The 12,771-nt window shown below is 38.6% G+C and carries 13 protein-coding genes; 2 read left to right on the forward strand and 11 right to left on the reverse strand.

Annotated elements, in window-relative coordinates:
- Positions 1-71 precede the first annotated feature (71 nt).
- On the forward strand, positions 72-608 hold the full coding sequence (locus LJY09_RS25245; protein WP_028412030.1) for a flavodoxin family protein: 537 nt from the start codon (positions 72-74) through the stop codon (positions 606-608).
- Positions 609-633: 25 nt separating this feature from the next.
- Here the strand turns inward: LJY09_RS25245 and cccB are convergent, their stop codons facing one another.
- The 6 genes from cccB to secA all read right to left on the reverse strand — a co-directional run bounded on the left by cccB (position 634) and on the right by secA (position 7,847).
- Positions 634-948: a cytochrome c551 gene (gene cccB, locus LJY09_RS25250; RefSeq protein ID WP_013059743.1), complete on the reverse strand. Its 315-nt coding sequence runs from the start codon at positions 946-948 to the stop codon at positions 634-636.
- A gap of 124 nt (positions 949-1,072) precedes the next feature.
- A complete protein-coding gene (gene tatC, locus LJY09_RS25255; RefSeq protein ID WP_028412029.1) occupies positions 1,073-1,789 on the reverse strand; it encodes a twin-arginine translocase subunit TatC in 717 nt (238 codons plus the stop codon).
- Between the two features lie 59 nt (positions 1,790-1,848).
- Positions 1,849-2,067: a twin-arginine translocase TatA/TatE family subunit gene (locus tag LJY09_RS25260; protein WP_028412028.1), complete on the reverse strand. Its 219-nt coding sequence runs from the start codon at positions 2,065-2,067 to the stop codon at positions 1,849-1,851.
- A gap of 26 nt (positions 2,068-2,093) precedes the next feature.
- The gene (locus LJY09_RS25265) at positions 2,094-3,827 is read right to left on the reverse strand and encodes an alkaline phosphatase D family protein (RefSeq protein WP_372456118.1); all 1,734 of its coding nucleotides are present in this window, start codon (positions 3,825-3,827) and stop codon (positions 2,094-2,096) included.
- A 305-nt stretch (positions 3,828-4,132) separates the two neighbouring features.
- A protein-coding gene (gene prfB / locus LJY09_RS25270) for a peptide chain release factor 2 (RefSeq protein ID WP_114896991.1) occupies positions 4,133-5,231 on the reverse strand; the annotation gives its coding sequence in 2 pieces (ribosomal slippage) (positions 4,133-5,167 and positions 5,169-5,231; 1,098 coding nt in all).
- A 99-nt stretch (positions 5,232-5,330) separates the two neighbouring features.
- Positions 5,331-7,847, reverse strand: a complete 2,517-nt coding sequence (gene secA / locus LJY09_RS25275) for a preprotein translocase subunit SecA (protein WP_013059748.1) — start codon at positions 7,845-7,847, stop codon at positions 5,331-5,333.
- A 226-nt stretch (positions 7,848-8,073) separates the two neighbouring features.
- On the opposite strand from secA, the gene LJY09_RS25280 reads away from it, so the two are divergent.
- Positions 8,074-8,478 carry a GNAT family N-acetyltransferase gene (locus tag LJY09_RS25280; RefSeq protein WP_028412025.1) on the forward strand — a complete coding sequence of 135 codons (405 nt, stop codon included), beginning with the start codon at positions 8,074-8,076 and terminating at the stop codon, positions 8,476-8,478.
- Between the two features lie 73 nt (positions 8,479-8,551).
- On the opposite strand, the gene hpf is transcribed toward LJY09_RS25280, so the two are convergent.
- From hpf to LJY09_RS25305, 5 genes are all read right to left on the reverse strand, one after another.
- The gene (gene hpf / locus LJY09_RS25285; RefSeq protein WP_013059750.1) at positions 8,552-9,103 is read right to left on the reverse strand and encodes a ribosome hibernation-promoting factor, HPF/YfiA family; all 552 of its coding nucleotides are present in this window, start codon (positions 9,101-9,103) and stop codon (positions 8,552-8,554) included.
- Positions 9,104-9,291: 188 nt separating this feature from the next.
- Positions 9,292-9,507 carry a hypothetical protein gene (locus LJY09_RS25290; RefSeq protein ID WP_223546273.1) on the reverse strand — a complete coding sequence of 72 codons (216 nt, stop codon included), beginning with the start codon at positions 9,505-9,507 and terminating at the stop codon, positions 9,292-9,294.
- A 125-nt stretch (positions 9,508-9,632) separates the two neighbouring features.
- The gene (gene fliS / locus LJY09_RS25295) at positions 9,633-10,034 is read right to left on the reverse strand and encodes a flagellar export chaperone FliS (protein ID WP_028412023.1); all 402 of its coding nucleotides are present in this window, start codon (positions 10,032-10,034) and stop codon (positions 9,633-9,635) included.
- Positions 10,035-10,050: 16 nt separating this feature from the next.
- Positions 10,051-11,856 (reverse strand): flagellar filament capping protein FliD, encoded by a 1,806-nt coding sequence (fliD, locus tag LJY09_RS25300; RefSeq protein ID WP_028412022.1) that lies wholly within the window; start codon positions 11,854-11,856, stop codon positions 10,051-10,053.
- Between the two features lie 202 nt (positions 11,857-12,058).
- Positions 12,059-12,739, reverse strand: coding sequence for a hypothetical protein (locus LJY09_RS25305; protein WP_154990612.1), 681 nt, complete (start codon positions 12,737-12,739; stop codon positions 12,059-12,061).
- Positions 12,740-12,771 lie beyond the last annotated feature (32 nt).

Raw genomic sequence — 12,771 nt, forward strand, 5'->3', positions numbered from 1 at the left:
CAAAGCACATTCATGTCTACTTTTTTACAAACAAGGTATGATAAATAAGAAAAACGATGAGGAGAGATAACATGATCACTATTTATGGAAGTTCACGGGAAAACGGAAATACGGAAGAATTGGCTAAAGCAGTCTTAAAAGATATCAATACTGAAGAAGTTTACTTACGTAGGCATACCATTAACCCCATTACTGATATGCGTCACGATGAACATGGATTTACCAATCAACAAGATGATTATTATGATATAGCGAAAAAGATGGCAGCGCACGATACTATTTTATTTGTTACGCCTCTTTACTGGTACGGTATGAGCGGATTGATGAAGAACTTTGTGGATCGTTGGTCTGAAAGCCTTAGAGATTCGACAATCAACTTTAAAGAACAAATGAAAAATAAGCGCGTCTATGTATTAGTAGTCGGGGGCACAGGCGCATCTGTAAAGGCCCTTCCTCTTATTATGCAATTTCAATACATTGTCGATTTTATTGGTTCTTCCTTTAGCGGATACATCATTGGAGAAGCCAATGCACCTGGAGACATAGCAAAAGATGTCAAAGCTCAACAGCAAGCTATTGTCTTAAATGAACAATTAAAGCAGCTTTAACACAAAAATAAGACGGATACCCGTCTTATTTTTTCTTTGCCAGCCAAGCCGCAACTTTTTTGGCATCTTCTTCATTAATCAGTCCTTTTGGCATACCGCCTTGACCATTGTTAATAATGTTTTCAATTTCAGCTTCTGAGTGCTTGCTGCCTACATGCTGCAAGCTTGGCCCATTTGCTCCTCCTAAATCTACACCGTGACAGCCTGTACAGTTTTTCTTCACAATATCTTCTGCACTCGCTGAAGATTCACCGGCAGATTCATTTTTGGAACTGCCTCCGCCGCACGCGGACAAAACAAGCGCTAGGCCAATTGTTAACGTTAATAATACTTTTTTCAAGCCTTCTCCCCCTTGCTGTAGAGTTTTCACTCTATTATAACCTACTCAAGAATGTTTAAAACACTCTGTTTACAAGGACTTTGTTTCAATTTCATGAATTCTCTCATCGTATTTATGTATGAGGTCAAGCAATTGATTCGTTTCCTAAACGTTTTTTGTATACTACGCGTGAAATTGTCACACTGAGCTCATATAAGAGCAGAAGCGGGACAATGACTAAAATATCCGAAATAAAATCAGGAGGAGTAATAAGCACAGATATCACAATTAAAGCAAAATAAGATAACTTCCTTGCTTTAGCTAACCTCACTGGATTTAGAACCCCTAAACGCGTTAAAAATAAGACAACTAAAGGCATTTCAAATAAAAAACCAAATGGTAAACACAGATTAAGCATAAAACGGAAATAATGCTCCGCCGTAAACATGAGTGAAAACTGATCATTCGACAAACCTGTTAAAAATGCTAAAACCATTGGAAATAAAACAAAATAACCAAACCCCAAGCCACTTACAAATAAGAGAAAAAAGAATGGAATGAAGGTAATCATAATCTTATACTCTTCCTTTTTTAATCCCGGTGAAACAAACCGAAATACTTGATAAGCAGCTACTGGAAGTGTAAAAGCAAGCGCAAAAACAAATGCAATCACCATATAAATCCATACAATTTCACTTGGTCCAAGTACAGCAAGCTTGCCGTCCAAATCTTTCACTAGCCACTGATAAATATCTTGTACAAATACAAAACTGACAATAAGTAAAACTACAAATGCACAAAGTGTTTTAATAATACGAACACGCAATTCTTCAAGGTGCTCCATCAAGCTCATTTCTCCCATTGTCTATTTCTCCTTTCTGACAAGTAGAAATAGACGAGTTTCCTCGTCTATTTCCTTACTTACAATGTCGATTCATTCCTTTTTTGTTCAGAAACGGTTGCTGCCTGCTTTTCTTTAACACTTTCATCATCTGATACGAGCCCTTTTGCTGCTCCTTTAAATTCAGTTAATGTTCGCCCAAACGCCCGTCCAACTTCCGGCAGCTTAGACGGCCCAAAAATAATTAACGCAATGACCAAAATAATAACTAAACCAGGAATTCCAATATTAGAAAGCATACTTGACCTCCTTTCCCTTACTCAATTTACTGCTGTACTTTTTCTTTCTTTTTCAACTCTTGTTTTTCATGTGCTTTCCCGTGTGCCCGCATACGATCTTCCTCTACTTCCTTAGAAATCTTTAGCCCACGCGGCACGTTATTTACTTCAACTTCTGTCATACCTTTTCCATCTTTTTTATATTGAAAGGAAGCTCGAGTTGAAATTTCCGCACCAGGTTCTGTTACAAAAGGCACAACGCGATAATCAGCTTGCCATATATCAGGAGTGACCGTACACCTTACATATCCTCTGTAATCATTAAAGAATGTGAGATGTGGATTTTGACTTAAAATTTTATCCGTATCAGCTCGTTTATCTGCTCCGTTCCCTCCGGAAGTGATGGAGGTGCCAACGAACTCTGCACCAATAATTCTTGAATTAAGATTGGCAAAATCCGTGTGTAAATTAGAAGCCCAGTTAGCGTGCACATCTCCAGTTAGTACAATGACGTTGTCCAACTTTTTCTTTTCAATAAAATCAATAACACGCTGACGATTCGCCGTATACCCATCCCATGCATCCATGCTGTATGTAGGCTTAGCCGCCGTTCCAAATTTTCTGGGAGCAAAGAAAATTTGTTGAGCCAGTACGTTCCAATGACACGCTGATTTTTCAAGATTAGTAAAAAGCCATTTTTCTTGTTCAATCCCTAATAGCGTACGTTTAGGATCAAGAGATTCTGGCGTTTGCGGCTTTGTTCCGTCTCCATTTGCTTGATCGTCTCTGTATTGACGCGTATCCAACACTTGAAAGGAAGCTAGTTTCCCATATGAAAAGTCACGATACAATCTCATATCCGTTCCGTGAGGCAAGGATGTTTGACGCAAAGGCATATGTTCGTAATAAGCTTGATAAGCTGCCGCGCGGCGTTGAATAAATGCTTCTACTGATTGTCCTTTTTCAGGAATTACATTTGCATAATTGTTTTCTACTTCATGATCATCCCACGTCACAATCCACGGAAAAGCAGCATGAGCAGACTTCAAATTGGCATCTGACCTGTACTGAGCATGCCTGTTTCGATAGTCTTGAAGCGTTTGAATTTCTGCGCTGCTGTGAGTACGAACATTTCCGCTTGCAGCCACATACTCGTTTGGTCCATATTCATAGATGTAATCGCCCAAATGAACCACAAAATCCAATTGTTCTTTAACCATATGTTCATAAGCTGTAAAGTAACCATGTTCATACTGTTGACACGAAGCGAATGCAAACGTCATGCTGGCTACTTCTGCATTTGCTGAAGGAAGTGTTTTTGTTTTTCCAACCGGGCTTAACTCATGACCGCTTTTAAATCGATAATAATAAATACGGCCTGGCTTTAATCCTTTTACATCAACGTGAACAGAGTGAGCAAGTTCAGGTCTAGCTATTTCTGTTCCTCGTTTGACAATTCGATGAAAGTCTTCATCTTCGGCAAGCTCCCATTTTACTGGAACGGGTTGATTAGGCATTCCCCCGCCATTCAATGGGTCTGGTGCTAATCTTGTCCAAAGAACAATACTATCTGCTAAAGGATCTCCCGATGCGACGCCTAAAGTGAACGGATAACTTGAAAATTTAGGCGCTGCCGCTGAAACTTCTACTGCATTTAAACCGATAGACTGAGCAATTGTTAAGCCAAGTGATACTCCTGCTACTTTTCCAGCTCCTTGTAAAAAATGCCTTCTATCAAACCCTTTACTCGAAGAAAAACTGTTCTGTTTTACTTGCTCTATTAATTCGTGTAACGATTTATTTGCCACTGCACATGCCCCTTCCTCTTGATTTAACTCAAATTATAAAAGCTGTTTGTAAAAGAGGTATAAAGGATTGTAAAGAAGCATTTACCATAAAATAGGTATTTTAAACCATTTTATTTCATTGACAAAATAAGCGAACGGACGACAGCAACCTTTAAATTTCTGCATTTTCTTAATTTTCTATCTACAAATAGTTCTTTACGCTCGTTTTTCTTCATTCAAATTTTACAAAGTCCTAACAACTAAAAAAAGGCAGTATACCTCGGTATACTGCCTTTTGATTAAATATGAGAACGTAAATACGCATCAATAAACGGATCTAGATCTCCATCCATTACACTTTGCGTGTTTCCGACTTCCGTATTTGTGCGGTGATCTTTTACTAACGAATACGGATGGAATACGTAAGAACGAATTTGACTTCCCCATCCAATATCTTTTTGTTCTCCGCGGATTTCAGCTAGCTGTTCTTGCTGCTTCTCAATTTCTAACTGATACAACTTAGATTTTAACATCTTCATTGCTTGCTCACGGTTTTTAATTTGTGAACGTTCCGTCTGACAAGATACGACTACATTAGTTGGGAGGTGAGTAATACGAACAGCTGAATCTGTTGTATTGATATGCTGACCTCCGGCACCGCTTGCACGGTACGTATCAACCTTCAAATCTTCCGTACGAATATCAATTGAAATTTCATCGTTAAATTCCGGCATTATGTCGCACGATACGAATGACGTATGGCGACGGCCTGATGAATCAAACGGAGAAATACGAACGAGACGATGAACGCCTTTTTCAGCTTTTAAATACCCGTACGCATTATGGCCTTTAATTAAAAGCGTTACACTTTTAATACCAGCTTCATCCCCAGGTAAGTAATCAAGTGTTTCTACTTTGAAACCTTTTTTCTCCGCCCAGCGCGTATACATACGTAGTAACATTGAACCCCAATCCTGTGATTCTGTTCCACCAGCACCTGGGTGCAATTCTAAAATGGCGTTATTTTTATCATACGGCTCGCTTAAAAGCAGCTGTAATTCAAAGTCGTTCATGCCTGAAATAAGCTCTTTTAGTTCACTAACTAGTTCTTCTGCTAAATCTTCATCGTATTCTTCTTTTACAAGTTCATGAGATATCTGTAAATTTTCGTATGTTTCATCTAAGTGGTTAAATTGATTTACTGCATCTTTTAAACCATTGGCTTCATTAATAACAGTCTGAGCTGCCTGCTGGTCATTCCAAAAATTTGGATCAGCCATAGTCTCATCTAATTCATCGATACGAGCTTGTTTTGTATCGAGGTCAAAGAGACCCCCTAAAGTCCGCTAATCGCTTAGCTGTTTTGTCAAGTTCTTGCTTAATTTCTACTAAATCCATGAGTTAAACACCTCTATTTTATTTTTGACGCACAGGAAGGAAATGAGAAGACTCATTTCCTTCCTGTACTAGTTCATTCTATACTAATTGACTCTTATTTTATGATTCTTTACCGCAGCAGTTTTTATACTTTTTGCCACTTCCACAGATACAAGGATCATTTCGGCCAACTTCTATCGCATTTACTTTTGGCTTCTTCTTAGCCGGCGCGTCTCCTTCTTTTGGATGAACAGCCGCCTGACCTTGCGCTACTTCTTGACGCTCAAGGTTGTTGTTAATTTCTGCTTTCATGATATACTTCGTCACTTCTTCTTCAATGGTTGCAATCATATTTTCAAACATCGCAAAACCTTCCATTTGGTATTCGCGAAGAGGATCTGTTTGGCCGTACGCACGAAGGTGGATACCTTGGCGAAGCTGATCCATCGTATCGATATGATCCATCCATTTAGAATCAACTGCTCTAAGAACAACTACTTTTTCGAATTCACGCATTTGTTCTTCAGGGAGCTGCTCTTCTTTTTCATTATAACGAGCTTTTGCATGATCTACCAGCAGTTCTACCATTTCTTCAGGCTCTTTACGGCGAAGATCTTCTTCTGTGACTTCACCTTCCTCAAGAACATTAGCATTTACGTAATCAATAATCGCTTGTAAATTCCATTCTTCTTCTAATTCTTCACGCGGTGTATTTACCTCAACCACACGCTGTAGCGTTGATTCAATCATACGTTCTACAATCGCACGTAAGTTGTCTGAATCAAGCACTTCAAAGCGTTGTTTGTAAATAACTTCACGCTGCTGACGAAGAACATCATCATATTGAAGCAATTGTTTACGCGCATCAAAGTTATTACCTTCAACGCGTTTTTGAGCGGATTCAACAGCTCTTGTTACAATTTTACTTTGAATTGGCTGTGAATCATCCATACCAAGACGATCCATCATCGCCATCATATTATCAGAACCAAATCGGCGCATTAATTCATCTTCCATGGATAGATAGAATTGAGACACCCCTGGGTCCCCTTGACGTCCAGCACGTCCGCGGAGCTGATTATCAATACGGCGTGATTCATGACGCTCTGTACCAATTACAGCAAGACCTCCAGCTTCAACGACACCTTCACCTAGTTTAATATCCGTACCACGACCGGCCATATTCGTTGCGATTGTTACCGCACCTTTGTGACCCGCATTCTCGATAATATCCGCTTCACGCTCATGCTGTTTTGCATTTAAAACGTGATGGCGAATGCCTTTTTTCTTTAATAATGCTGATAAAACTTCAGATGTTTCAATCGCAACTGTACCAACAAGAACAGGCTGTCCTTTTGCGTGGCGCTCGGCAATATCTTCCACTACCGCATTAAACTTGCCTTCCATTGACTTGTAAATTAAATCCGCTTTATCATCACGTGAAATTGGCTTGTTTGTCGGAATAACGACAACGTGCATGTTGTAGATATTACGGAATTCTTCTTCTTCCGTTTTAGCTGTACCCGTCATACCTGATAATTTTTCATACATACGGAAGTAGTTTTGGAATGTAATTGTAGCTAACGTCATGCTTTCATTTTGAATCTCAACGTTCTCTTTAGCTTCGATAGCTTGATGCAAGCCGTCACTAAAACGTCTTCCTTTCATCAAACGACCAGTAAATTGGTCAACGATTACGACTTGATCTTCATCAATTACATAATCCACATCGTTTTGCATCGTTACATGTGCTTTAAGCGCTTGGTTGATGTGATGGTTTAGCGCTACGTGTGAAATATCAAATAAGTTTTCAATGCCAAATGCGCGCTCGGCTTTTGACATACCTTCTTCGGTTAGCTGAACGCTTTTTGTTTTGATATCAAAAGTAAAATCGGTTTCTTTATCAAGCGTGCGAACGAATGCATTAGCTTGAATATAAAGCGCAGTCGATTTCTGTGCGCTGCCGGATATAATAAGCGGCGTACGTGCTTCATCAATTAAGATAGAGTCAACTTCATCGATTACAGCAAAATGAAGCGGACGTTGAACCATTTGTTCTTTATAAAGCACCATGTTATCACGTAAATAGTCAAATCCTAGTTCATTATTTGTACTATACGTAATATCCGCTGCATATGCTTCTTGTTTTTCTTCACGCGTTAAATGGTTTAAGTTTAACCCTACTTTCAAGCCTAGGAATTCATATAAACGACCCATTTCACTAGCATCACGGCTCGCTAAGTATTCATTGACTGTTACTACATGTACACCTTTGCCTGTAATGGCGTTTAAGTATACAGGCATAGTAGCTGTCAACGTTTTACCTTCACCCGTTTTCATTTCCGAGATATTCCCTTCATGCAGAGAAATACCCCCCATTAGCTGAACTTTGTACGGATACATGCCTAACACACGTTTCGCTGCTTCACGTACAACCGCAAAAGCTTCATCTAATAGGTTATCGAGCGATTCACCATTTTGGTAGCGTTGTTGAAATTCAGCTGTTTTTTCACGAAGCTGATCGTCCGTTAAAGACGCTATTTCAGGACCTAACGCATCAATTTGGTCCGCCATTTTTTCTAAACGGCCGATTTGGCGCTGATTGCCGTCAAACACTTTTTTAAATAATCCAAGCATATTAAAACGCTCCTCTATTTATAATCAGTACATTTTATACTATTTTCATTCATATCTGTATCTTTCATTATAAAACATTCTGAGTAAAATTGTAACATTGCAGCTAAACAAGTAGCAACTTGTACCCTTTTTCGTCTGTCTCTTTACTAGTACTACTCTATTAAGGAGTTATTTTCTATTGTGATTTTCCCTGCCTCACTCTTACAATAAAAAAGGGGAATGTAGAATGAACGTTCAAACGATTACGAAAGAACAAGCTTGGGAAGTCCGACATATCGTCATGTGGCCTCATAAAGATTTCAGTTATGTTCAGCTGAAAGAGGATCCATCAGGCATGCACTATGGACTGTTTGAAAAAGGAGAGTTAAAATCAGTTGTTTCCTTATTTATAACAGGTGATGAAGCTCAATTCCGGAAATTTGCTACGCTCAAAGAAGAACAAGGAAAAGGGTACGGCAGTCATTTGCTAAAAGAGGTTTTGTTCAAACTCAAGAATCTTGGGATACGAAGGGTCTGGTGTAACGCACGAGAAAATAAAGTATCTTTTTATCAGGCATTCAAAATGAAAGAAACCACGCGTGTATTCACCAAATCTTCTACACGCTATGTAGTTATGGAACTATTTTTTTAAACAGCTAAAAAAGCAGCGTGCGGAAGCACGCTGCTTTTATTTTACTGCTCTTATTTAAGAAAGACTGTAACCTTTAGTTTGGTTCAATCAATCCATATCGGCCATCTTTTCTTCGGTACACAACGTTTGTAATGTTTGTCTCAGCATTTGTAAATACAAAGAAACTATGTCCTAACATATTCATTTGTAAAATAGCCTCTTCGCTATCCATTGGTTTTAAATTAAATCGTTTTGTACGAACTAGCTCTAATTCATCCTCTTCAGTTGCAACAGCTACGTTCGCTTCGCTTTCTAATGCTGCAAATAGATACTTCTCAGCACCTTTTTCACGCATTTTTCGATTCACTTTTGTTTTATGTTTACGAATTTGACGCTCTAATTTATCTAGGACAAGATCGACAGCTGCGTATAAATCACTGTGGGTCTCTTCAGCTCTCAATACGAGATCATTCATTGGGATTGTGACTTCTATTTTTTGATCGTTATTGTAGACTTTTAAGTTTACATTTACGTCAGCAGTTGGTGTCTCGTCGAAATAACGCTCTAACTTACCAAGCTTTTTCTCTACGTATTCCCTAATTGCTGGAGTCACCTCAATGTTTTCACCGCGAATGTTATACATCATGTTCGAACTCCTCCTTTAATCCATTGCTATACCTCTACAATTCTACAATACCCGACACAATCCCTTCCTAAACTATTAAAATTTTTAGAAAATTTAGTGAAAATTTTTGGAACCTGAGAAAAGTTTATGAAAAAACCAAAAAAATAGACCTTCTTCATAAGAAGAAGGGTTGTATTTTTTACGCAAAATTAATTTTTTTTATCGTAAAACATCCCATCAAACGATTTCATTTCGTAAGGGTTTACATAGCTGTTATTATGCTTTTTTTTCACTTTTAGCAAACGGAGATCTTCCATGATTCGATGCCGGATGAAGATCAGATTTTGATCAATCGTCTTATTCATTTCGACAATTTTCTTACCCATCCATTCATGATCTCTACTTTTTGGCGGCAGCTTCTCCATGAGGTCACGTCTTTTTAATAGAAGATACTCTAATTTCTGAATGTCCTCTTCTCGATTTTTGTCAGAAAATATTTGAGTAAGTCGGTAAATCTCGTCAGTTATCTGATACAGTTCGTTTATCATATTTATGCTTGGCCGCCGCTTCCATGGACTTGCTGGCGGTGAAGCTGCACAACTTGCTTCCACGTATCGCGGAACTCTGTTACATATTGTTCGGCTTCATCCAAGCTCTCTATGTCATTTTTTGTGTTCGCTTCAATTAAACACTGGTTGATATAGTCATACATAGTCATCATAGACTTAGCAACTTGCACGTTTGTATCAAGGGTAATCATTAATTCTTGAATAATATTTTGTGCTTTTAACAAATTCGTATTTTTTAGCTCAATATTTTTTTCCTGTATGCCTGTTCGTGCAAGTTTGATAAATTTCAAACACCCGTTATACAGCATAAGCGTTAACTCTCCTGGAGAGGCAGTCTGAACAGCTCCCTGCTGATACGCTTGATATGGATTATTTGCTGCCATAAACGTTCACTCCTTCTTAACTAAAATATTGCGATAACTGCGCGCTTTGAGCATTTGCATTTTGAATGGCTTTCTCCATTGCTGTAAACTGACGATAATACCGGTCCTCTACTTGTGTGAGCCTGCTTTCAAAACTAGTAATTTGGCTGTTTACGCTTTTTAAATTCCGCCCAAGCAAAAATTGTTCACTTGTCCATGTTGAACGGCCAGCGCGCTGCTCAACTTTGGATACGGTTTGAGTAATCGTATCTCGTAAACGTCGTACAATCCCTTTTTCACTTGTTGTACTTCCACTTTTCATAAATAAATCCATAACAGACTGCGGGTCTTTTTCAATTGCTTCTTTTAATTTAGTCCCGTCACCTTCAATCACTAGCTTGCCTCGATCACTATAGTTTGCGCTAGTTGAAATACCGATGTCCGTTAGCTGTGAAAATGCTCCGCTCACTCCTGATACAGAGGCATACCAGTTAGAACGCATTTGATTCAGCCCGCTTGATAAAATTGTGTCTCCTTTTAACAAACCGCTTTTTGCTTTATCATCCCACTGCTCAGCTTGTTTGTCCGTTAGCTTTTCTCTTTCTTGATCCGTCAAAGGCTGATAGTTTCGGTCTCTTTCTTCGGTAATCTTTCCATTAATTTTCTCAATCAGCTCATTATATTTAGTCACAAAATCTTTGATTGTATCAAATACTTTTTGCGTATCATTGCTTACGTTAACGCGCACATCTCCTGTGAAATTATTTTGAAGGGTATAGGTAACGCCTCCCGTTGTAAATGTATTAGACTTACGAGTTGTTTCTAGACCGTTTAGCGTAAATTTTGCGTCTGTTCCTTTCGCATTACCGGCAAGCTGTAGAAACCCCGTTGTCAAAAATGCTCCTGAAAAAACCATATTGGATCCATCTGGACTGTCAACAGAAGATAAATTCCCCGTATCTTTACGAGTCATGACAACTTTATTCGTTCCTTCATCAAAAAAAGCTGAAATGCCTACTTTTGAATTACTGATTTGTGTGAGAAGGGTGTTTAATGAGGTGGAACCATCAAATTCAAATGGCGTACTTCCCCCATCTTGAATATTTCCTGTTGCTTTGCCTGTACTATCATAAGTTGTCATAGAAAAGTTCAGCACATTTTGCTGATACGAGAACGCTTCAATTGTACTGCCGCTTGTTAATGTGGTACCAAACGTCATTTCACCTGTGTCTTCGTTAATAAATACTTCATTAGAATTTATAGTTCCCGCCGCTGTTCCTATTCTTACGGTATACGCTTTACTTGTACCATCCGTGGTAACGGATATAGAGTTTAAAGTGCCTGTGTTCTGATTTACAGCAGAAACAGCACCTTTAGCTAATTTCACTGTACTAGTATCCGCACTTAATGTTATGGCGGCTTGTTCCACTGTTTTCTCAGTCCAAACACTTGAATCCATCGACCCGCGTTGAGACCACAAGCTTTTCGTCGGATCCATACTAGAATCAATACTGGTGCTAATAGTCTGAGCAGCAGTCGCCATTGTCACGTTTGAAAGGGTATAAGACGCATTTCCTGCTGAGGAAGTAGCTGCTGCTTTTACTTTTGTTTCATCTGCTGAAGATACCGTTTTGGACGAATAAGAAGACTGCAAGGTCATATTAAAAGCAAGATTATTAAAGTCTGATAACAGCAAATTCATAGAGCGATAATCGTCGCGCTGCCACTCTAACGTTTGCTTTTGTTTTTTCATCTTATCAATAGGCATTCGTTCAGCCTTCATTAAATCACTGACGATTTGATCAATATCCATCCCACTTGCTAACCCACTTACTCTTACCACTTACCATCACCACCGTTTTTTTATTCATCTATCCATCAACTGCTAGCCATAAAATATAAGTATATTTTTTCGAATCTCCCTATTCGTTCATAGGTTCACCACTTCTCTATTTTGTATCGGTAAAACGAACATTTTTTTCATAGGTCAAAGGGTGCAAGATAGAAAAAGCTCACTTATTTTTTTACAATAAGTGAGCTTTTTATTATTGGCCAAACAAGTTCAGTTTCTGGGATAAATTCCTTTGAATATCCTTAGGAATAAGGTATGGTGCTATATTTATAATATCTCGTAACGAATCAATGGTTACAGAGGCAGATAAATTTATATATTCATCCGTTGTATCTGCTTGCTCAAACGAAATGGAATCTGGCAAATTATTGAGCAGAGTAATTTCATTCATTTCTTTATCGACCGTGACATCAGAAGACTCGTTAATATTTAAGCGATCCCATACAAGAGACCTGGGAATCGGCATTCTTCCTAAATGCACACTATTCACCTTCAAAACAAGCTTTCCATTCTCGGCATTTGGTGTTACATCAACTACAAACTGTGATTCCATAAAAGATACTACATTTTTATTAATATAAAATTTTATATGTTCCGGAAGCAACTCCGCTTCTGCTCCCTCAACCGTTTCATCATTTTCATAAAGGTAGCTGCGCAAATAATCGTTAACATCGCTCTCGCTCAATCGGTAGCCTAAAATAGGGGAGCCTCCGTTCAGTTCTAGCGACGTCGCACGAGCGGACTTTTCTTGTGCTAGTGAAGATAATGAAGCAGTCTGATCAAGCTTTTCAACATTTCTAACTGGACTAACGAAAAAATACAACCCAAATAAAAGGATAATAAATAGAAAAATAACAGCTATAAATTTTCTCAAACACACGCACCCTTTCAAACATTCTTCTTGGA

Origin of the sequence: Priestia sp. J2 (genome assembly GCF_020790095.1) — a bacterium.
GTDB classification, from domain to species: Bacteria; Bacillota; Bacilli; order Bacillales; family Bacillaceae_H; genus Priestia; species Priestia zanthoxyli.